Annotated in this window: 18 protein-coding genes; 3 read left to right on the forward strand and 15 right to left on the reverse strand. The window is 60.2% G+C overall.

The window, feature by feature from the left end:
- Positions 1-16: 16 nt before the first annotated feature.
- Genes araD through CRP02_RS08265 form a run of 8 tightly spaced genes read right to left on the reverse strand, consistent with a single transcriptional unit; the run spans position 17 to position 9368 of the window.
- Positions 17-1741, reverse strand: coding sequence for an L-arabinonate dehydratase (araD, locus tag CRP02_RS08230; RefSeq protein WP_097170770.1), 1725 nt, complete (start codon positions 1739-1741; stop codon positions 17-19).
- A gap of 39 nt (positions 1742-1780) precedes the next feature.
- Positions 1781-2860 (reverse strand): ABC transporter ATP-binding protein, encoded by a 1080-nt coding sequence (locus CRP02_RS08235; RefSeq protein WP_097170771.1) that lies wholly within the window; start codon positions 2858-2860, stop codon positions 1781-1783.
- Positions 2861-2883: 23 nt separating this feature from the next.
- Positions 2884-3927, reverse strand: a complete 1044-nt coding sequence (locus CRP02_RS08240) for a carbohydrate ABC transporter permease (protein ID WP_097170772.1) — start codon at positions 3925-3927, stop codon at positions 2884-2886.
- On the reverse strand, positions 3920-4888 hold the full coding sequence (locus tag CRP02_RS08245) for a carbohydrate ABC transporter permease (protein ID WP_003518048.1): 969 nt from the start codon (positions 4886-4888) through the stop codon (positions 3920-3922). The genes CRP02_RS08240 and CRP02_RS08245 overlap by 8 nt, the downstream gene beginning before the upstream one ends.
- A gap of 57 nt (positions 4889-4945) precedes the next feature.
- On the reverse strand, positions 4946-6214 hold the full coding sequence (locus CRP02_RS08250; RefSeq protein WP_097170773.1) for an ABC transporter substrate-binding protein: 1269 nt from the start codon (positions 6212-6214) through the stop codon (positions 4946-4948).
- 22 nt (positions 6215-6236) lie between these two features.
- Positions 6237-7310 carry a Gfo/Idh/MocA family protein gene (locus CRP02_RS08255; RefSeq protein ID WP_097099795.1) on the reverse strand — a complete coding sequence of 358 codons (1074 nt, stop codon included), beginning with the start codon at positions 7308-7310 and terminating at the stop codon, positions 6237-6239.
- Positions 7307-8323 (reverse strand): Gfo/Idh/MocA family protein, encoded by a 1017-nt coding sequence (locus CRP02_RS08260; protein ID WP_097099794.1) that lies wholly within the window; start codon positions 8321-8323, stop codon positions 7307-7309. Before CRP02_RS08260 ends, CRP02_RS08255 begins: the two co-directional genes overlap by 4 nt.
- Positions 8316-9368, reverse strand: a complete 1053-nt coding sequence (locus CRP02_RS08265; RefSeq protein ID WP_097170774.1) for a Gfo/Idh/MocA family protein — start codon at positions 9366-9368, stop codon at positions 8316-8318. The genes CRP02_RS08260 and CRP02_RS08265 overlap by 8 nt, the downstream gene beginning before the upstream one ends.
- A 106-nt stretch (positions 9369-9474) precedes the next feature.
- Between CRP02_RS08265 and CRP02_RS08270 the strand changes: the two genes are divergently transcribed.
- A complete protein-coding gene (locus CRP02_RS08270; protein ID WP_174003823.1) occupies positions 9475-10188 on the forward strand; it encodes a GntR family transcriptional regulator in 714 nt (237 codons plus the stop codon).
- 35 nt (positions 10189-10223) lie between these two features.
- Positions 10224-11147, forward strand: coding sequence for an SMP-30/gluconolactonase/LRE family protein (locus CRP02_RS08275; RefSeq protein ID WP_179783965.1), 924 nt, complete (start codon positions 10224-10226; stop codon positions 11145-11147).
- Between the two features lie 149 nt (positions 11148-11296).
- Here CRP02_RS08275 and CRP02_RS08280 read toward each other — a convergent pair whose 3' ends face one another.
- From CRP02_RS08280 to CRP02_RS08300, 5 genes are all read right to left on the reverse strand, one after another.
- Positions 11297-11893 carry an NUDIX domain-containing protein gene (locus CRP02_RS08280; RefSeq protein WP_097170775.1) on the reverse strand — a complete coding sequence of 199 codons (597 nt, stop codon included), beginning with the start codon at positions 11891-11893 and terminating at the stop codon, positions 11297-11299.
- A gap of 27 nt (positions 11894-11920) precedes the next feature.
- Positions 11921-12766: a PhzF family phenazine biosynthesis protein gene (locus CRP02_RS08285; protein WP_097170776.1), complete on the reverse strand. Its 846-nt coding sequence runs from the start codon at positions 12764-12766 to the stop codon at positions 11921-11923.
- A 43-nt stretch (positions 12767-12809) separates the two neighbouring features.
- Entirely contained in the window at positions 12810-13592 is a 783-nt protein-coding gene (locus tag CRP02_RS08290; protein ID WP_097170777.1) for a pyrroline-5-carboxylate reductase, read from the reverse strand.
- Between the two features lie 145 nt (positions 13593-13737).
- Positions 13738-15261 carry an FAD-dependent monooxygenase gene (locus CRP02_RS08295; protein WP_097171297.1) on the reverse strand — a complete coding sequence of 508 codons (1524 nt, stop codon included), beginning with the start codon at positions 15259-15261 and terminating at the stop codon, positions 13738-13740.
- A 235-nt stretch (positions 15262-15496) separates the two neighbouring features.
- Positions 15497-16345, reverse strand: a complete 849-nt coding sequence (locus CRP02_RS08300; protein WP_025595263.1) for a LysR family transcriptional regulator — start codon at positions 16343-16345, stop codon at positions 15497-15499.
- Between the two features lie 151 nt (positions 16346-16496).
- Here CRP02_RS08300 and CRP02_RS08305 point away from each other — a divergent pair, with 151 nt between their 5' ends.
- Complete coding sequence (locus tag CRP02_RS08305; RefSeq protein WP_097170778.1) at positions 16497-18017, forward strand: MFS transporter; 1521 nt, start codon at positions 16497-16499, stop codon at positions 18015-18017.
- A gap of 25 nt (positions 18018-18042) precedes the next feature.
- On the opposite strand, the gene CRP02_RS08310 is transcribed toward CRP02_RS08305, so the two are convergent.
- Together CRP02_RS08310 and CRP02_RS08315 are read right to left on the reverse strand one after the other, a co-directional pair.
- The gene (locus CRP02_RS08310; RefSeq protein WP_097170779.1) at positions 18043-19224 is read right to left on the reverse strand and encodes an acyl-CoA dehydrogenase family protein; all 1182 of its coding nucleotides are present in this window, start codon (positions 19222-19224) and stop codon (positions 18043-18045) included.
- Positions 19225-19336: 112 nt separating this feature from the next.
- Entirely contained in the window at positions 19337-20440 is a 1104-nt protein-coding gene (locus tag CRP02_RS08315) for an LLM class flavin-dependent oxidoreductase (RefSeq protein WP_003518064.1), read from the reverse strand.
- Between the last annotated feature and the right edge of the window lie 58 nt (positions 20441-20498).

The raw sequence follows: 20498 nt of genomic DNA on the forward strand, positions 1-20498 counted from the left end.
TTTGCGCGCTCCCGTCTCAGAATATGTCGGGTTCGCCAGCGGTGCGGCCGAAATCCGTCTGCAGGAAATCGAAATCGCATCCGGCATCCGCCTGGGTAACGTGTTTCGAGAAGATGTAGCCATAACCACGCTCGTAACGCGGCGGCGGCGCCTGCCATGCGGCCCGACGCTGGGCGATCTCCTCTTCGCTGACCAGCATGTCGAGACGGCGCTGGGGCAGATCGAGCCGCACGATATCGCCGGTCTTCAGCAGGGCAAGCGGCCCGCCGACGAAGCTTTCCGGCGCGACATGAAGAACGCAGGCGCCATAGGAGGTGCCGGACATGCGGGCATCGGAGATGCGCACCATATCGCGGTGACCCTTCTTGATCAGCGCCTTGGGGATGGGCAGCATGCCCCATTCGGGAAAGCCTGGGCCGCCAAGCGGGCCGGCATTACGCAGAACCAGAACGTGATCGGGCGTCACATCCAGATTTTCATCGTCGATTGCCGCCTTCATCTCGGGGTAGCTATCGAAGACCAGCGCTGGACCTTCATGGAAATGAAGTTTCGGATCGCAGGCGGCGGGCTTGATCACTGCACCATCCGGGCAAAGATTGCCGCGTAGAACGGCAAGCGATCCTTCGGCGTAAACAGGGTTATCCAGCGAGCGGATGACGTCGTCATTATAGACCTGCGCGCCTTCGAGGTTTTCGTCCATGCTCCGGCCGGTAACGGTGAGCACGGAACAGTCCAGACGGCTTTCGATCTGCTTCATCAGGGCTCGCAGACCGCCCGCATAATAAAAATCCTCCATCAGGTAATCTTTGCCGGAGGGGCGGACATTGGCGATAAGCGGCGTCACGCGGCCGAGTTCGTCCAGCTCGTCCAGCGTCATCGGCACACCGGCGCGGCGCGCCATGGCAATCAGATGCACGACGGCATTGGTGGAACAACCGGTCGCCATGGCAACGATGGCCGCATTCCGAAACGCGGGCGCAGTAAGAATACGATCCGGGGTCAGCTCCTCGGCTACCATTTCCACAATGCGACGGCCACAGCCTGCCGACATGCGCTGGTGTTCGGCGTCCACCGCAGGGATGGAGGAAGCGCCGGGCAAAGTGAGACCGAGCGCATCGGTGATTGCCGTCATGGTCGATGCCGTACCCATGGTCATGCAGACGCCGGCGGAGCGGGCAATGCCGCCCTGCACGCCGCGCCATTCTTCATCGGTCACGTTACCGGCCCGGCGCTCGTCCCAGTATTTCCAGGCATCGGAGCCGGAGCCCAGCACCTTGCCGGCATAGTTGCCGCGCAGCATCGGCCCAGCCGGCAGATAGATCATCGGCACGCCGGCCGAGATCGCTCCCATGACGAGGCCGGGGGTGGTCTTGTCGCAACCGCCCATCAGCACCACGCCGTCAAGCGGATGCGAACGGATCATTTCCTCCGTCTCCATGGCGAGCATGTTGCGATAGAGCATAGAGGTCGGCTTGGTGAAACTCTCATCGACCGAAAGCGAGGGCATCTCGACCGGGAAGCCGCCCGCCTGTAGGACGCCGCGCTTCACATCTTTCACACGTTCGGGAAAATGCGAGTGACAGGTATTTAGCTCCGACCAGGTGTTGAGAATGCCGATGACGGGCTTGCCGGCAAAATCCTCCTCCGAATAGCCAAGCTGCATCATGCGTGAGCGGTGGCCGAAACTGCGCAGATCGTCGGGCGCGAACCAGCGGGAGGAACGGAGTTTTTTGTCGGTCATGTCAAAGGTCCTGCTTTACGGGGGCGTGGCGACGGAGGCTTAGTCCTGCTTCAGCGTCAGCCCGCTTTTCGTATCGAAGAGGTGGATATGTTGCAGCGGCGCCGACATGCGGATGACTTCGCCAGCCGATGTCGATGTCTGCCCCGCAAGATGCAGGGTGACGTGGCTGCCGTCACCGAGGTTGCCATAGAGATAGGATTCCCCGCCGAGCTGCTCTGCCGTGCGCACGGACATGGTCACCGCACCGTCCGGTGTGGGCTGCACATGGTTGGGACGAATGCCGAGCGTGACCTTCTGGCCGGGTGCGTAGGAAAAGCCGCTCTGCGGCAACGGGATCAATTCGCCGGTCGCGATTTTAAGGGACGGCTGACCTTCCGCTACTACTTCGCCGGCGAAGAAATTCATCTTCGGGGAGCCGATGAAGCCTGCCACGAAAAGGTTTGCGGGGCGATTATAAAGATCGAGGGGAACGCCGAACTGCTCGAGCTTTCCGGCGCGCAGCACGGCAATCTTGTCGGCCATCGTCATGGCCTCCACCTGATCGTGGGTCACATAGATCATGGTGTTGCCAAGACGCCGATGCAGGCTGGAAATCTCGCCGCGCATATCCACGCGCAGTTCCGCATCGAGGTTCGACAGCGGCTCGTCAAACAGGAAAACCCGCGGTTCGCGCACGACAGCGCGACCGATCGCGACGCGCTGTCGCTGGCCGCCCGACAGATCCTTGGGCCGCCGCTCAAGCAGCTGGTCGATCTGCAGCATCTTGGACACCTGTGAGACCTTCTCGACGATGTCTTTTTTCGGCGTCCCGACGTTTTCCAGGCCGAAGGACAGGTTTTCCCGGACCGTCATATGCGGGTAGAGCGCATAGGACTGGAACACCATGGCAAGCCCGCGATCGGCAGCCGGAACCGCGTTCACCACATCGCCGCCGATGACGATATCGCCGCCGCTCAGCTCTTCAAGACCGGAGATCATGCGCAGCAGCGTCGATTTTCCGCAACCGGACGGGCCGACGAAAACACAGAACTCGCCGTGCTTGATATCGAGATCGATACCCTTGATGACGTCGAGGGCGCCATATGTTTTTTTGACCTGACGAAGCTCTATACTTGCCATTGTGTCATTCCCTCCCTTGAGGATCATTTTCCGCCGGTCGATGCGATGCCGGTGGCGATATATTTTTGCAGGAACATGAAGACCAGCGCGATTGGCGCCAATGTCAGCACCGTCATGGCCAGCAGGTTGCTCCACTCTGTCGTCATTTCTCCCTGGAAGGAGTTGAGCGCCAGTTGCAGGGTGAAATTGTCGTTGCGCGTCAGCACAATAAGCGGCCACAGGAAGTCGTTCCAACGCCACATGATGGCGAGGATGGCCAGCACCGCGAGCGCCGGTGCAGACAGCGGCAGGATGATGCGCCAGTAGATTTTCCATTCGCTGGCCTTGTCCATGCGTGCCGCATCAAGGATTTCATCCGGGATGGTCAGCATGTACTGGCGCAGCAGAAATACCCCTGTCGGTGTGGCCGCTCCTGGAATGATCACACCCCACAGGCTGTTGATCATGCCGAGCTGGCTGGTGATGAGAAAAAGCGGAACGAGCACGACGGTCTGCGGGATCATCAACGTTCCGACGACGAGTGCCAGAACCACGCCTCTGCCCTTGAAGCTGTATTTCGACAGTGCAAAGGCCGCCATGGAGTTCACGATCAGCATGATGACGGTCGACGTCACGGTGATGAAGGTCGAGTTCCAGAAATAAAGCGGAAAGTTGAAGCGCTGGAAAAGCTCGGTGTAGTTCTCCGTCGCCAGTGCCACCTTCTCGGCCGGGCGCAGCTCGTTGAACGGCATCTTCATGACTTCGCCGGGCTTTGCCGGATCCACCACCTGGGCGACGAGCCCGACGCGCCTGATCATGCCGAGCTTGCGGCCTTCCCTGTCGACAAAGGCCGGCAAAGGTGCGGCCTGACCGTCAATGACCACCGTTTCCTGCGCATAGGGAAGCAGGCGCGGCGGAAACCGCTGGAGGTCGGCTTCCGTCTTGAAGGAGGAGAGAACGAGCCAGAGAACGGGTCCGAACATCATCAGAACGGCAACGCCGAGATAGGCGTAGGACAGCCAGTCGGTCCAGTGCAATTTGCCGTTTCTGCCGCGTGTGCGGGTTAGAAATGCGCCAATCCTAGCCATCGACTTTGCTCCTGTTGGCCCGGAATTGCAGGGCAGTCAGCACCACGAGAACCACGGCAAGCAGCAGCGAAGCGGCCGCGGCCAGTCCGAAGTTGCGGGGTGTTCCGGCAAAACCAGTCTGATAGATGAATTGAATGATGAAGGTCGTCGCCGAACCCGGCCCACCGCCGGTAAATGCGAAGACTTCATCGAAGGTCTGCACGCCCTTGATGAGGGACAATACGAGAACCACGAGCATGGTCGGGGCGAGAAGCGGCATTGTGATCCGGCGGAAAATCCGCCACGGGCTTGCCTTGTCCAGCTGTGCCGCCTCATAGACGTCACGCGGAATGGCCTGAAGGCCGGCAAGCAGGATAAGCGTGTAAAAGCCCATATGCGCCCAGACGGACAGGAATACCGACCATCCAAAGGCAAGGTTGGCCTCCAGCAGCCAGTCCACCGAACCGATGCCGAGGGAATCGAGCGCAGCGTTCAGGACGCCGAAACGCTGCAATATCCACTTCCATATCAGCGCCACGACCACCGGTGAAAGCAGCACGGGAAAGAAGAAGACGGCGCGGAAGAAACCGCGTGCCCTGATGTCACGGTTGAGCACGACCGCCGTAATCAGCGAGAAGCCCACCATGAACCCGACCTGCAGCACGACGAAGAAAAGCGTGTTCCAGACGGAGCGCCAGAAAAGATCGCGCTGACAGGAATTTGGATCGAAATAGTTCTGGCACGAGAGAAGGACCGAGAAGTTTTCGCCGCCCACGGAGGGGCGTTCCGACAGCAGGATATGCTCGCTGCCGGTCACTGAATAAGCCATGTTGAGAACGATCGGCAAAAACGCGAAGACCGCAAACAACAGGAGATTGGGTGTCAGAAACACCCATGCGATGCGCCGATGCCCGAGCATTTTCTGCAAGAGGGCGAAAGGCAGCTCTATGATGCCCATGACGGGCGCAAGAAGTCTGTACATTGATGGTCCTCCTTCGATCCGGCGCGGCGCGGCAAGGCCGCGCCGGAAGGCGATGGATCACTTCGCCTGTTTCAACGCTTCCTCAAGATCGGCCTTCGCACGCGTCATGGCGTCGTCAACCGAGCTTTCGCCAACAATCGCCTGCGTGACGCGCTGGACTGAGATGTTGAACATCGCACGGTTGTTCTTGTAGCCCTGATAGGCGTAGGCGATGGGGCTGATACCGGGGACCTGATCCAGCCACGCGTTCATGGCCTTCTGGGTCGCCGGGGTTGCGCCGGTGTAGTCGATAGGCTTTGCGCCGACGGCCTTGTGAGCCGGGACGTTGCGGGTACGGACGGTGAAATCGAGGTAATTTTCGTCCTGCGCGAGGAAGTTCAGAATATCCGCGACGATCTTGGGGTTCTTGGTCTGTTTGAAGCCCACAATACCCGTTCCGCCCGGCATGCCGGTGCATGCGGCCGGTCCACATGGCTGCGACACGACTTCCCAGTCGAAAGCATCGCCGACCTGACTGTCGAAGCGCGCTGTCTGCCAGCTGCCGGAATAATAATAGACGAGCTGACCGTTGATGAATTCCTGCGCCGCATCGCGGTAGGTGTTGCCACCCTGGCCGGCCCAGACGTCACGCGCCATGGTGCCGTCCTTGTTCCACTCGACGAATTTCTTCACGAAAGTGGTGAAGCCCTCGTCGACCAGGATCGGCTTGCCGTCAGCGTCGAAAAGTTTCGCACCGTAGGAAATAGCCGGACCGGCGATACGGTGACCGGAGCGGTCGATCGCCATGGGATATGGCGAGCCGGTGGCCTTGGCCACTTCATTTGCGGCCTTCGCCCAGTCGTCAAAAGTCGCATCCTTGCCGGGAACGGCGACTTTCGCCTGATCGAACAAGGTGCGGTTGATGAAGGCGCCGGTAATGGTAAGCTGCGTCTGCACACCATAGATGCCCTTGTCGTCGGGGCCGCTACGATACCATTTCAGCACATCGCCGAAATTGTCCTGCCAGTACTTCGCATCCACATAGGGCGTCAGGTCGAGATAATAGCGATTGAGGCCGCCAAGATCGGTGACGGTTGCGAAATCCGGGCCGCTGCCGCCGGCCAGCTGCACCGGCAGGCCTTCGAGAAGCGCCTTGTAGGGCACGATATCCGTGACGATCTTGACGTCAGGATGCTGTTTTTCGTAACGCGACAGGATGTCCTTCAGGACTTCGCAGCCGTTGCCGTCATAGGCGCAGGTGAAGCGAACTTCCTGTGCCTCAGCGGCACCGGCAAAAGATGCCGTCCCCAGGGCCAAGGCAAACGCCAGGCTGTATTTTCTGCTCATCTGGTTTCCTCCCTTTAGATGATTATGCCGTGGCGGACGTGCGCGGAGCCCAACCCTTGAACCGCTCATTTTCCGCGGTAAGCGGCAGGCGAACGGGCGTGCCTTCCTGTACCGATGTGTAGATGGCGGTTACGAGTTCGATGGACTGCAAGCCGTCCGTAATCGTCACTTCCTTGCCCTCGCGACCCTCCATCGCATTGGCAATCGCCTCGACAAAACCGGTGAAACCGTTTTCGCCATCTTTAACCGTTGCGAGAACGGCGTCGATCTGATCCTGCGTGGTCGGTGCCCGCGCGGTGAAGTGCCATTTATCTTCCGCCGGACGATAAGGCAGCGTTCCGCTTTCGGCCGTGAAGCCTTCGAAGCAGAACCGCAGACGGGACGTGTCGTCGGCGGCGCCAAGCGTGACCGAGGAGGTGGCGAGCGCGCCGCTCTTCATGCGGAAGCTAATGGCGGCGCAGTCTTCCGTCTCGATCTTGTTCACCCGTGTATCAGCCATGGCGAAGACCTGTTCCACCGGACCTAGGACATGGCAGAGAAGATCGTGGGCATGGATGGCGTGACCGAGGATCGCGCCGCCGCATTCACCCTTCCAGGTGCCGCGCCATGGAATATCATAATAGCTCGCGCCACGGTTCCAGTGAACTTCCGAGCTTGCCACATAGGCCTTGCCGGCAAGGCCGGCGTCGATGAGGGCGCGCAGCTGCCGCAGGGCGGGGCCAAAACGATACTGGAAAACCGGAAAGACGCGCCGTCCGGTCTTCTTGACAGATTCCATCAGCGCATTTGCTTCCTCCAGCGAACGCACCAGCGGCTTTTCGCAGACCACGTCCTTGCCGGCCGCGTGGGCCTTCAGCATTACGGGGAAATGCAGATGCGGCGGCAGGCAGACGTCTATGAGCGAAATGCTTTCATCGGCGAGGACTTCTTCGAGATCCGCCGTGATGCGGATGGAAGAACCTTCGCCAGCCACCGCCCGTGCCCGCTCCACATCAAGATCGCAGATCGCCTTGACGGTGAAACGTTCCGGCAGCGCCAGATAACCGCTCAGATGCTGTGCGCCGATACCGGCACCGATAATGGCGACGCCGATCATGCTGCGGTTCCTTCAGCCTTGGCCTGCGCCTGAAGCGAGAGGTCACACACCTTGAAGACGTGTTCCTGCGTCATGGCAGTTTCCGTGCGGTTGCGGATATCGTCGCATACACGGGCGAAGTAGGGCAGGCCGGCATCTGATGCATCGATATATTCGCAGCGGTCGCCATTCACGAGGATCAGCCGGTCGGTGCCCTCCGTGTTGCCGACATCGACGTATTTGCGCAGTTCGATGTAACCTTCGGTGCCGAGGATCGTCAGGCGGCCGTCGCCCCAAGTCGGCAACGCATCTGGCGTGTACCAGTCAACGCGAATGTAGCCATGGCCGCGGTCACCGCGCAGCAGCACTTCGCCGAAATCCTGAAGGCCCGGGTCGCCCGGGTTGGCATAGTTGGCAACCGTGGCTGACACGATTTCCACCTCGGTCGAACCCGTGAAGAACATGAACTGGTCGATCTGGTGGCTGGCAATATCGGTGAGAATGCCGCCATAGGCCTCACGTTCGAAAAACCATTTCGGGCGAATCTGCCGGTTCAGGCGGTGTGGCCCGACACCGACCGTCTGGATGACGCGGCCGATGGCGCCCTGCGCGACCAGCTCGGCGGCTTTCGTGACGCTCGGAACTTCGAAGCGCTCGGAAAAGTCGACGGTCCAGATTCTTTTGGTCTTGGCAACGGTCTGGCGCAGGCGCTCAAGCTGGTCGAACGTGGTGCAGCCCGGCTTGTCGGACATGACGTCCTTGCCCGCTTCCATGGCAGCGATGGCAAGATCGGCACGCTTGGACGGAATGTCGGCAATGATGACGAGATCGATGGTTTGGTCAGCCAGCAAATCCTCCTTGGAAGCAGCACGCGGCACGTCCGGGAAGCGCTTTACAAAACCTTCGACCACGTCCGGCTCGCCTTGCGTCCACCAGCCCGCAAATTGCGCACCGGCATCCAGCATGTTCTGCGCCATGCCGAAAATGTGCCTGTGCTCTATGCCGAGAGCCACGAACTTGATTGGTTTACTCATCCTGCAGTTCCACTTCCTTGCCGGTTTCGGCCGAGTTGATGATCGCGTCGATCAGTCTGTGAGACAAAAGAGCTGCTTCACCGGTGACGACCGGCGGGCGCCCTGAAGAAATGGCGTCGACGAAATCGTCGAAAACGCCCTGATGCCATTCATGCGTGAAAGCCATGGGATCGGCGCCACCGCCGGTGCCGGAAGCGGCACCACCGAAGGTTTCCTGGCTACCGTCGCGCCAGTCGACATGCAGCAGGCCGGATGCGAGCCGCAGGCTTGCCTTGTCGAAATGGAGAAGAATGGATTCAGGCGCACCGGGAAAGCTTGCGGTGCTCGCGACGAGCGAGCCGACGGCGCCGTTTTTGAAACGAAGGCCGGCCGATACGTAATCCTCGGTTTCCATCTTGTGAAAACGCGTCGTTGCCGCCATGGCCTGCACGCGGGCCACAGGGCCTGTAAGGCTCAGGGCCAGATCGATCGTGTGGATTGCCTGCGATATCAGAACGCCGCCGCCGTCACGCGCAAGCGTGCCGCGTCCCGGCTCATCATAATAGGCCTGGGTACGCCACCATGGCACGGAAATCTCGCAAAGGCCGAGTTCGCCAAGCCTGCCGGATGCGACCAGCTCGCGTGCCTTTTGCGATGCGGCGCGCATGCGGTGCTGGAAAATGATGCCGAGCGTGACGCCTGCGTTCCGACACAGCGCAACGAGATCACTCGCTTCCTGTGTGTTACGGGCAACCGGCTTTTCGAGAAGAATGTGTTTACCGGCCTTTACAAGCGGCCCGACGATATCGGCGCGGGCATTGGGCGGCGTTGCGATGATGGCGAAATCGACATCTCCGTCACGCGCGGCTTCCTCGATTGACGCGTATACGGCAACGTCGTGGCCGGTATGCCTGGCGGCTTCGGCAGCCAGCGCTTTCGCGCGGCCGGAGCCACCGTCGACAATAGCTTTCAAGCGGATTTTTTCAGGGCTTGCCGCGCAGGCGAGCACATGCGTCTTCGCTACCATTCCGGCACCAACGATGACGCAGGTCTTGATATTTTGCATTCGGGAGCCTCCTTCCCATGGCCATTCAATTGCATACCGGTATGCCGGTTGTCAACACACCAGTGTTCCGGTATACCGGTTACAGAGAAAGACATTTGGAGAGCCCATGCCAAAAATCCCGATGACAGGCGGCACGGTGCCGACGATGGAAAGACTTGATTTCAACCGCCCGGTTGTGGACCAGATCTATTCGGCGCTGAAATCGGCCATCCTTTCGCGGGAGCTTTTTCCGGGTCAGGCGGTGTCGGAAAACGAGATTGGCCAGTCCTTCAACTCCAGCCGCACCCCGGTGCGCGAGGCGCTGAGCCGGCTGCGTGACGACGGGTTGATCGTTACCCTGCCGAGCCGTGGGACCTATGTTTCCAGACTATCGGAAAAACATATCCGCAGTGCACAGTTCATTCGTGAGGCGCTGGAGGTCGCGGCCGCTCGCAGGCTCTGCCAGACCGGCATCTCAGCCGAGGCGGACCAGGAAATTCTGCATGCGCTAAACGGCCAGCGTGTGGCGATGGAGCTTGGCGACAAAAAGGCCTTCCGTATCCATGACGACCAGTTCCACAGCGCCCTTGCCGCCGCAACCGGCCTTGAAAGGCTGGAGACCCTGCTGATCCGGGAAAAGGCTGGGCTAGACCGCCTGCGAGCGCTGGCGATTACCGACGAAGCACACATGGCCAGACTGCTGACGGAGCATGAGGCCGTCTACAATGCAATCAAGGCGCGTGAGGAGGAGAGCGCGGTGGATTATCTGCGTCAGCATCTCCGCCGCGTCCTTGGCATTCTGTCGCAGATTTTCGAAGCACATCATGAATATTTCGAATAACGCCACGCTGCGCAATTCAACGGTTCAGACAGAAAATGACAACAGCAAATTTCGACAACGCGCCTGCGATCGATCAGGCCGGACTACTGTGCGACGAAATCAGCATTCTTGCGGAAAGCCCGGTGTGGGACGAAAGACGTCAGGTCCTGTTCTGGTGCGACATTCTTGGCAAGAAGCTACGTTCAGCTGGGCTGGGCGGCGTCCAGTATCGTGAATGGACGTTCCCGGAAACCGTCTCCAGTCTCGGGCTCTGTCAGAGCGGTGATCTGATTGTCGCTTGCGGGATGGACATACTCATCCTCAATCCGGAAAGCGGCGCGCGGCGCACCCTTCATTCCATTTCCGCACCTCAAGGCATCGCCTGCCGGCTGAATGACGGACGTGTGGGTCCGGATGGAGCTTTCTGGGTTGGCACCATGCACAATGTCCCGCTTTCGCAGATGCAGCCCCACGGAGAGCTCTGGCGTATTACGAATAACGGGGCCGAACGTATCCAGACCGGACTGACATGTCCCAACGGCCTCGCTTTTTCGCAGGACGGTTCCGTCATGTGGCAAAGCGATTCCGTGCAGAAATGGATACGCAGGCGGAATTTCGACAAAACCAGCGGTGTATTTGATGAAGGCGTGCTCGTCGCACAAATGCAGGAAGAGACCGGAAGGCCCGATGGTGGATGTCTTGACATAAGCGGCCAATATTGGAGCGCGGGTGTCTCTGCCGGCGTCTTGAACATTTTCTCGGAAGACGGCAGTCAACAGATCGGGACGATAAGGATGCCTGTTCCGCATCCAACGATGCCCTGCTTTGGCGGGCCGGATTTCGGCTCGCTTTTCGTCACATCGCACCGCCATAACATGACGGAAGACAGGCTGAGCGAGGTACCTCTTTCCGGTGGCGTTTGGGTTATTCCTTCAGAGATCAAGGGCTTTCCCGCATTCCGTTTTGAGGATGGCAGGTGAAGCCCAAATCGTAAGTCTTTGATCTTTGCCGCCCCTCCAACGCAAGTGATGGGTTTCGGCCAGTCTACGGCAGGCAAATTCGTCCTGTTAATCCTGTAGTCTGGCCGGTAATCAGCATCGGGTCCGCATTGGTAATATTGCGGTCGGGATCAGCGTGTTCCGTGCTTTTCCTGCAAAAGCCGGATGGTGAGGTGCTGAAGCAGAATAATCGTCTTGGCGTCGCGAATATCGCCGCGGCCGATCATCCGCATGGCTTCTGGCAGAGCGATTTCCAGCACGTCTATGTCTTCTCCCTCGTCCGCGGAGCCGCCGCCTGCGCCCACTTTATGGTTATCGGCATATTCGCCGTAGAAAAAGGCGAGGTATTCGGTGACCGATCCGGGACTCATATAGATATCGAACAGATGGGTGAGTTCGGAAACCTCATAACCGGTCTCCTCCATCAGTTCCGCACGCATGCGCGCTGTCGGTTCAGCGCCTTCCAGCAGCCCCGCCGGTGTCTCGATCAGCGACTCGAGGCCGCCGTTCAAGAGAACCGGCAAACGGAACTGGCGGGTGAGCAAAACATGGTCGTTTGCGGGGTTGTACAACAGGCATGTCGCTCCGTTGCCGCGATCATACGCCTCCCGGGTCTGCCGTTGCCAGCTTCCGTCCCTTAGCTGAAGTTCATACTCATATTTGGTCAGCCGTCCCCAATCATCCGCCAATACGCGTTGCGAAATCGGGCGGTAAACACTGCTATTCATCAAGTCACCTCGTCATTATCTGTCTTTTCAAAGGCCGTGCAGCCGGCCTTTCACGTGCGTGCTTGTCTCGCCGCCGACCCATATCTGGCCGGTATCATCGCGAGTCAGGTAAATGCGGCCTTGACGGCCAAGACGTGTGCCCTGAGCGGCGACATAGTCTTCCGCGACCACGCCTGTCCCAAACAGCCATTGCGCCAGCGAGGCGTTGAGGCTTCCGGTGACGGGATCCTCGGCGATGGTGCCAAGATGATCGCTGAAGAAGGCGCGAACCTCGAAGGCGGCTTCGCCGCCATTTGCGTGCGGACCAACGACGCCAACGTCAATGCGGCCGGGCCAGCTGCGGACCGGCTCAAGGGCAAGCACCTTCTCAGCCGATGCCAGCCTGATCCCCAACCAGCCGGGGCCATTGTCGATCCATGCGGCATCAACGATGTCGTGGGTCTCTATTCCCAGCAGCTGCCGGGCCTCTTCCAGCTCGGCCGGCGTCGGCGCGCCGGAACGGATAAGGGGCGGAGCGGCAAAGGAAAGTCGACCGTGCGCGTGCCGGATCGTGACCAGACCGGCACCGCACTCCTGAACGATGCCCGTTTCGCTTTTGGGCAGGCCGTTTTCGCAGAGCCAGGCATGGCAAGTGCCGAGCGTAGGGTGTCCGGCAAAAGGCATCTCCCGGTCCAGTGAGAATATCCGGACACGGTAATCAGCCTGAGGGTGGGTGGGCGGCAGCAGAAACGTGGTTTCGGACAGATTGAACCACCGCGTCAATCGCTGCATGTCATCCGTGGTCAAGGTGTCTGCACCCGTGACGACCGCCAGCGGATTGCCAGAAAGCGGGCGGGAGCCGAATACATCGATCATATGGATAGCAAAGGTCATGGCATCGTTCTTTCAGTTCGGATCAATTGTCGGCGCGGACTGTCTATTGCGTAATCCGTTCCAGCACGCGGCTCAATGCCCGCTTCAATGCGCTCGAACCGCCATTGCCGTCAAAGTCCTGAAGAACCTGCTCGTTCAGGCCACCCTTGGTGGCGAATTCGCGGCTGAGTTCGGTGAAGTCCGTGTCCTTGCCGGCAAGCAGCGCCACTTCGGAGAGGCCGGCAAAGAGGGGTGCAAGATAGGCGCGGCCCTTTTCTTCCGGCAGGCCGTTTTCGGCCAACCACTCCGTCGTCTGTTGCAGAATGCCGAAATAGGTTGCCATCAGGGCGCTTGCGGCGGCGAGAAGGTCGTATTCCGCCTTTGTTTCACATTCCACCGCATTGCCGAGCACGTTGAAGATCGCGGCGGTATCCGCATCGGAGGGGTAAACGGCCGTGACGCCTTTGCGGCGGGCGACAAAGGGCAGCGGGATCGCCTGGGTCAGGCGCACATCCGCGCCGATCCAGTCAAGGAGTGCCTGTCGACCGGTTGCGGCAACGACGCTTATGACCTTCTGCCCCTCGCGAAACCGCAGCGGCCGGATGACGTCCTCGGCGATCTGCGGGCGGATGGCCAGCACGACGGTATCGCAGTCGTCAACAATCGCCTGATTGTCGCTGGAGACGATCACCTGCGGGAAATCGGCGGCAAGCCTGGCCGAGATATCCGCGCTGCGCTGGGACGCCATGACATGCGGCACGGCGGCAGGCGTGCTGAGCAGCCCCCGCACCATCGCATCGGTGATAGCGCCGGTTCCGATAAAGCCGATTTTCTGGGGAAGGGACATGATGACTCCATTGCATTGATAGGAAGGAACGATACATCGGTCCGGCTCATGCAGGAAGGCGATGAAACAATCTCGAGATTGCCGGGGGCTGGCATATCTGCCGAAGAAATGGCTTGGCAACCGGATCGGCCACTTCACATACCCGTCAAATCTCTCCGAACCAACGGGCTGCAGCCCTTGCGAATTCCTCCTTGTCCGGAACAGACTCCGTGGCCCAGGCGACGATACCATCGGGGCGCACCAGGACTGTGCTCAAGCCCAACTGGTCGATGGCATTGCCGGCGACATAGGAGATCCGGCCGTTCCAGCGGCCTGCCAGCGCTTCAAGCGATGCGTCCGTGCTAAAATTCAAAAGCAGACCTTTGCCCTCTCTCAGAAGTTCGCCTGTCCTCCTCCCGTCCGCCAGTGCGAAGTCCGGAACGCTGCAGCCCACCAGCGGATGGTTGTCGCCTAGCTCATAGCGGAGGGAAATGCCCCATACGCGCTCGGCGAAATATGTCGCGCCATCGCGGGTCTCGATGAGATCGCGGATGATGGCTTCCAGCGCCCGTGTGCTCCGGCTTGGGCGCATCAGTGCGACCTGGGCGCGCGACCAGTCAAGGACCTGTGCACCCACTGGGTGTCGCTCGCTGGTATAGGTGTCCAGCAATTCGTCCGGTGCATCGCCGTGGATCGTCGCTGCAAGTTTCCAGCCCAGATTAATCGCATCACCCAGCCCGAGGTTGAGGCCCTGCCCACCGAGCGGAGAGTGGATATGGGCGGCATCGCCCGCCAGCAACACCCGGCCTTTGCGGTAGGTCGTGGCCTGATAGGCGCGATCCGTCCATGTGGTTGCAAGGAGAAGGCTTGTCACGGTGACGTCGGTGCCGGAAACATGCCGCAGCACCGTCTGTACATGTTCCGCCGTGATCTGATGGGTTCGATGAAACCGGCCTCCGTCAAAATCGACCATCGCGATGGTTCCGGGTTTTTGACAGGTGTACATGCCGGTCGGCGTGTAGTGGCGGCCGGAAGAGAGTTTTTCCGCATCCGCCATTTCGACCGTAACGGAATAGCCCGTGAATTCGGGATCTGTGCCGACGAAATCGAAACCGCCAGCCTTGCGCACGGTGCTGCGGCCGCCATCGCAGCCAACCAGCCATCGTCCATGAAATGTCTGGCCGCCAGCGCGAATGGTCAGGACTTCATCCGACTGCTCGAAGCCGTCAACACCGGTGCCGCGCCTGATCTCGGCACCCATCGCGTTTGCGCGGTATTCCAGAATGGATTCGATCTCTTCCATGTTGGAGGCCATGGTGACAGGTGTCGAACCCGGCAGGTGATACGGCCATTTCGAAATGTCGATATCGTCGTGGAAGAACTGAATGCCGGCGAAGTGGCCGCCCGGCCGGCGCTGCTGGTGCATCCAGTGTGCGGCCATTGCGTTGCTGACATTTGCCTGCTTTTCGGCGAGATAATCCAGTAACCCGCGCCTGTCGAAGCTCTCGATGGTGGGTGCAGAAAGACCGCGCATGCCGAAGGGGAGTTTCTTGAGCGGGGAGTAAGGGTCGGTCGCCTGCTCCAGCACCAGAACGGAGAGGTTTGCGAGACGCAGCTCGCAGGCGAGAAACAGGCCGACGGGACCGGCACCGGCGATCACAACATCATAAGTCTTGGAGTTATTTGACATCAACTGCTCCTTTGGGTCGTTCGACCGGAGCGGCTCGTCGTTTTTGAGAACCACACGGACGAACAATGTGACGCCTGAACAGCGTCGTTGTTCGTCGTGGGACTCATGCACTGGGCATGGACAGATCTTTCGTTTCCGAAAGGACTTGGGCTAGACCACACCAAGTCGTGCCTTTTTCGACAGGCGTTCTATAACGCCGGAACGATCGGTCGGCAAGAGTCGTCATCGCTCACAGTCACGGCCGATGCTCCCGGAAAGCGGCGGCCAGTGTGCGCAGCGCCTCACGGGATCTGCTGTCGGTGAGGGTCGAGAACATCACAATCTCGGTGGAAGGCAGCGGCGGGAGGCTGAAACGCTGGCTGACCTCGATTGTACCGGGTGGCGCCAGGCGGCAGGAGAATGCCGAAATGGCGAGACCTGCCGAAACGGCCGCGGTCACCATCGATGAGGTGCCGCCAAGAAAGACTTCCGTCCACGCGATGGCGGCAGAATCAAGAGCACGGGCGGCGATGTCGCGTACGCCGCAGGCGGGCGAAAGTGCAGCCAGTCGCAGCGGCTCGCCCTGACGATGCTCGAATTGCGGGGCTGCGAACCAGCCGAAATGCTCTGGCCCGAGCACTTCACCATCACGCCTGTCATCCTCGCGCCGGATGATTGCAGCGTCGATCTCGCCGCGGTCGAAGGCATCCAGCAACGTGCGGGAATTGTCCATTCGCACTTCTATCGTCAGTCCTGGATCGTGCGCGTTGAGCCGCGCCAGCAGCGTTGGCACTTCCGGCCCGGCAACATGGGCGGCGATGCCAAGGCCAAAGCGTCGGCGCGTGGAAAAAAGCCCTGCCATGGCGCGATCATGCGCGGCAAGGAATTCGCGGGCAGGTGTGAGAAACACGGCGCCTTGCGCGGAAAGCCGCACCGAACGCGGCGTCCGTTCAAGAAGCCGCTGGCCGAGCCGGTCTTCCAGCCGCTTGAGCTTGACGCTGATGGCACCCTGCGTGGTTCCTAGCGTTTCGGCAGCGCGGGTGAAGCTCTGCAGATCGGCGATGGTGACGAAAGCCTGAACGGCATCCACATCCAGAGTGGTCACTTTAATAATCCAAATTTGTTGTCTCTGAAATATCCAAGCATCCAATTCAGTTATGGTCAAGCTTTCACTAATTTGCCTTGGACTCTGCAAAACACGGATCGAAGCGAGCATGTCTTCCGCTGCTTCGGTCCGAACCACGAAAGGCTGAAGAATGACCCTAGCCGTTACCGCCCCGACCCGGAGTAGAAGTGCCATCGCGCTCGCTGCGGTCTGTCTCTCCGCTCTGATGTTCGGGCTGGAAATCTCCAGCGTGCCGGCAATCCTGCCGACGCTCGAGCAGGTGCTGCACGCGGATTTCCGGCAGCTTCAGTGGATCATGAACGCCTATACGATCGGCGTGACGATGGTACTGATGGCAACCGGCGCGTTGGCCGACCGCTTCGGTCGCAAACGCGTCTTCATCGCGACCATCGCCGCTTTCGCCATTTCCTCCCTCGCCTGCGGCATGACTGAAAGCGTGGCGGTGCTGATCGGCGCCCGCTTCCTTCAGGGACTAAGCGGTGGAGCGATGCTGGTATGCCAGATCGCCATTCTGTCACATCAATTCCGCACGGCCCGCGAGCGTGGAATGGCTTTCGGCTGGTGGGGTATTGTCTCCGGCGTGGGGCTGGGTTTCGGGCCGATCATCGGCGGAGCCATCGTTGCGCTGTGGAGCTGGGAGTGGGTATTCCTCGTTCACGTGGCGCTCGGCATCGTGACACTGTTCCTTGCCGCAAGCGGTGTGGAAGAATCGCGTGATCCGGATGCGACCCGTCTTGATCTTGCCGGTATCGCCACACTCTCGGTTGCCGTGTTCTGCCTTGCGTTTTTCATCACCCAGGGACCGGAACTCGGCTTTGCCAGTTCAAAGGCACTTCTGATCCTTGGTCTATCAGTCGCGAGTTTCATCGCCTTTGTGATCGTCGAAAAGCTCACGCCAAGGCCGATGTTCGATTTCTCCGTATTTCGCATCCGGCCATTTTCCGGCGCGATTATCGGCTCGGCGGCGATGAACATCAGCTTCTGGCCGTTCATGATCTATCTGCCGATCTGGTTTCAGGCGGGCCTTGGTTATGACAGCGTCACCGCCGGTCTCGGTCTGCTTGCCTATACGCTGCCAGCGCTGGTCGTACCGCCGTTGGCCGAGCGCCTGTCGCTGCGTTATCAACCCCGTCTTGTCGTCCCGGCCGGGCTGTTCACCATCGGTCTCGGTTTCATGCTGATGAAACTTGGCAGCAGTGTCGCAGATGCGAGCTGGCTCACCATGCTGCCCGGCTGCATCCTGTCCGGTGTCGGGCTTGGCCTCACCAACACGCCGGTCACCAATACGACTACCGGTGCCGTTCCCGCTGCCCGTTCCGGCATGGCCTCCGGCATCGACATGAGCGCGCGAATGATCTCGCTTGCCATCAACATCCCGGTCATGGGCTTCATTCTGGTTGAGGGCGTCTGGTCGTCGCTTAGGGCCAATCTGCCGTCCGGCGCGGATTTGCCCGCCCTGCGTTCGCTCGCGGAGAAGATCGCGGCGGGAACCGCGGGATCGTCGGTGGAGCGTGTTTCGGATGCACTCGTCCATCAGGCACTCGCAGACGGTTTCGGTCTGGTCATGCTTTATGCCGGCATCAGTGTCTGGTTGCTCGCCGCTCTGAGCTTTGTGGTCTTCGGCCCGGCGCGAAAGCTTGCCGACGGTTAGTGGTGTCTTGGCGCTGGGACGATAGTCAGGCTGTTTTCAGGATTTGCATTCCTGCCGAAGGTTGGGCGGCCGCAGTCTCTTCGCGGCTCCAGCGGCCAAAGGCGGAGCGACCCAGAATCGCAATCGACGTATCCTCCTGCGGCGCATGGACGAGCACGGTCTGAATGTCGCGGAAATGCCGTTCGAGGCCCAGCTCGCTACCAAGACCTGGATTGCCGATGCCGCGCACTGCGATCTCAACGGCATCACGCAGCTGCCGGCCGGCAAGCAGCCTTGCCCTGATGAAGCCTTCCGCATCGCCATTGTTGTTTTCGAGCGTGCCGAAAATGATCTGGCGGGCGCCGGAGACCAGAAGGTCGATTTCACCTGAAAGCGCTATGAAACGTTCCGTGCGGGCGATGGGATGGCCGAGATTGGCCGGCACACGCTCATGCGCGAAGCGGATGAACTTGGCCTGAGCGGCTTCGGCCACGCCGAGATAAAGCGCTGTCAAAGCCAGCGTGAGTGCCGCATGCGCCCGGTTATCCTGCTGGGCGACCGATGGATCGACGAGGTCGATGACGTTTTCCGCCGGGATTTCGACATTGGTATATTCGACATCGTGCGATCCCGTAGCGCGCATGCCGAGGCTCTGCCAGTTCTCGATGACCTTGATGCCCGGCAACCCGTTCGGCACCACGAATGTTCCCACCCGCGCCGGCGTTTCGTCAGTATGCGCCCAGACAAGGAAATGCGTGAGACCATATGCGCCCGTCACGAAACGTTTTCGGCCCGTGATAGACCAGCCATTGTTTGTCCGGCGGGCGAGCGTCGCGGGCAGGCCACCGCGCGCCGGCGACCCCAGTTCCGGCTCGACACGCGCGGCATTGAGCAGCAACGGCCGTTGTTTGGCGTCCGTCAGAAGCCGCCGGTAGAGATCTTCCGGCCAGTGGTTTTTTGCGGCCTGGGCGAGATGGGTAAAGATCGTCATGGCGCTGATCAGCGCCACGGATGGATCACCCCGGCCAAGTGCCGCCAGAATGTGGGCAGTATCGGCAAGCGTCGCCCCTTGGCCGCCATAACGTGTCGCAACCGTGCTTTCGAGGAGGCCGCTTTCGTGAACGGCACGGATACCCGTCCAGGGAAATTGGCCAGTCTGGTCCGCATCCGGAGCGGCCTGTTCAAGGATGCGAGCGGTTGCGTCTAGGACAGTTGGGTCATGGGACATGCGTGGTCGAGGCTCTCTGGCTGTGGGGAACACAATTTCCCCATCAGGGGCGACTGGCTCCGTCTGCACTTCAAAAAAGTGCCCGGTCAGGCGACCGGGCCGGATCGCGGCATCAGGCAGCGGTCTTTTTCTTCGCATCTTCCCGTTCGCGAATGCCTTCGCGGACAAGCGGCAGGATGTAGCGGCCATAGTCCACCGCGTCGTTGTAATTGTCGTAGCCGCGGATCGAGATCAGGTCGGCGCCAAGATCGATGTAGTCGAGGATGGAATCCGCAATGGTGCGTGGCGAACCGACCAGCGCAGTGGTGGCGCCGCTGGCATTGGTGGCGGTGACCGTCGGATACCAGAGGGCGCGATCATGCACATCGCCGCGTGCGGCGATTTCCAGAAGCCGTTGCGAACCGACATTGGCCGGGCGCGGCGCGTTGAGCGGCGCGCGTGTTACGCCTTTCTGGCGGTTCTCGTTCAACCGATCCAGAGTTCTGTGAGCCTTTTCCCAGGCAAGCTCATCCGTCTCGGCGACGATCGGCCGGAACGTGACCCAGATCCGGGGGCGATCCGTGCGGCCCGCCTTTGCGGCTTCCGCATAGACCCGCTCGATCTGCTGCTTGGTTTCGGCAAGCGGCTCTCCCCACAGGCCGAAAATATCGCAGAGCGAACCACCGATGCGATAGGCGGCGTCCGAGGAGCCGCCGAGCGAAATTGGAATAAGCCCGTTTGTGGGCCGCACCGCGCTGCGGAATTGCTTGAACTGGTAATATTTTCCGTCGAAGTCGAAGGGTTCTTTCGAGGTCCAGGCCAGGCGCAGGATGCGGATATATTCCTCCTGCCGCTCATAGCGTTCTTCCTTGTTGAGGAAATCGCCTTCACGCGCCTGTTCTTCATCGCTGCCGCCGGCAATGAAGTGCACCACGACACGCCCGCCGCTCAACTGATCGAGCGTTGCGAGCGACTTGGCGGCAACTGTGGGATAAACCGTGTTCGGCCGCAGGGCGACGATGATCTTGATGTTTTTCGTGTGCGCCAGCACCGTGGCGCCCAGCGTAAAAGGATCGAAAGACGATGAGGAGTAAGGGATCAGCGTATAGTTGAAACCGTAATCATCAAGGGCGCGGGCATAGCGCTCCAGAAAAACAGGATCCACAGGTGCGTCTGGAACGGGGTTTAGATCGTTCGATGCATTGGGAAAGCTTACGCTGATAAATTCCGCGGACATGGGCGCTCCTTCAGGTTCAATGCAAGCATGTTAGGGCGCGGCGCATGAGCGAGGAAGA

The organism is Rhizobium sp. AN5, from assembly GCF_900215255.1.
Taxonomy (GTDB): Bacteria; Pseudomonadota; Alphaproteobacteria; order Rhizobiales; family Rhizobiaceae; genus Agrobacterium; species Agrobacterium tumefaciens.

What these genes read in the sequence shown, in the direction of transcription:
- CRP02_RS08245 (WP_003518048.1), bottom strand. Translation starts at nt 4,888, where the DNA reads ATGTACAGACTTCTTGCGCCCGTCATGGGCATCATAGAGCTGCCTTTC.
- CRP02_RS08285 (WP_097170776.1), bottom strand. Translation starts at nt 12,766, where the DNA reads ATGACCTTTGCTATCCATATGATCGATGTATTCGGCTCCCGCCCGCTT.
- CRP02_RS08250 (WP_097170773.1), bottom strand. Translation starts at nt 6,214, where the DNA reads ATGAGCAGAAAATACAGCCTGGCGTTTGCCTTGGCCCTGGGGACGGCA.
- CRP02_RS08310 (WP_097170779.1), bottom strand. Translation starts at nt 19,224, where the DNA reads ATGTCCCATGACCCAACTGTCCTAGACGCAACCGCTCGCATCCTTGAA.
- CRP02_RS08280 (WP_097170775.1), bottom strand. Translation starts at nt 11,893, where the DNA reads ATGAATAGCAGTGTTTACCGCCCGATTTCGCAACGCGTATTGGCGGAT.
- CRP02_RS08265 (WP_097170774.1), bottom strand. Translation starts at nt 9,368, where the DNA reads ATGCAAAATATCAAGACCTGCGTCATCGTTGGTGCCGGAATGGTAGCG.
- CRP02_RS08255 (WP_097099795.1), bottom strand. Translation starts at nt 7,310, where the DNA reads ATGATCGGCGTCGCCATTATCGGTGCCGGTATCGGCGCACAGCATCTG.
- CRP02_RS08260 (WP_097099794.1), bottom strand. Translation starts at nt 8,323, where the DNA reads ATGAGTAAACCAATCAAGTTCGTGGCTCTCGGCATAGAGCACAGGCAC.
- araD (WP_097170770.1), bottom strand. Translation starts at nt 1,741, where the DNA reads ATGACCGACAAAAAACTCCGTTCCTCCCGCTGGTTCGCGCCCGACGAT.
- CRP02_RS08295 (WP_097171297.1), bottom strand. Translation starts at nt 15,261, where the DNA reads ATGTCAAATAACTCCAAGACTTATGATGTTGTGATCGCCGGTGCCGGT.
- CRP02_RS08275 (WP_179783965.1), top strand. Translation starts at nt 10,224, where the DNA reads ATGACAACAGCAAATTTCGACAACGCGCCTGCGATCGATCAGGCCGGA.
- CRP02_RS08270 (WP_174003823.1), top strand. Translation starts at nt 9,475, where the DNA reads ATGCCAAAAATCCCGATGACAGGCGGCACGGTGCCGACGATGGAAAGA.
- CRP02_RS08240 (WP_097170772.1), bottom strand. Translation starts at nt 3,927, where the DNA reads ATGGCTAGGATTGGCGCATTTCTAACCCGCACACGCGGCAGAAACGGC.
- CRP02_RS08290 (WP_097170777.1), bottom strand. Translation starts at nt 13,592, where the DNA reads ATGTCCCTTCCCCAGAAAATCGGCTTTATCGGAACCGGCGCTATCACC.
- CRP02_RS08305 (WP_097170778.1), top strand. Translation starts at nt 16,497, where the DNA reads ATGACCCTAGCCGTTACCGCCCCGACCCGGAGTAGAAGTGCCATCGCG.
- CRP02_RS08235 (WP_097170771.1), bottom strand. Translation starts at nt 2,860, where the DNA reads ATGGCAAGTATAGAGCTTCGTCAGGTCAAAAAAACATATGGCGCCCTC.
- CRP02_RS08315 (WP_003518064.1), bottom strand. Translation starts at nt 20,440, where the DNA reads ATGTCCGCGGAATTTATCAGCGTAAGCTTTCCCAATGCATCGAACGAT.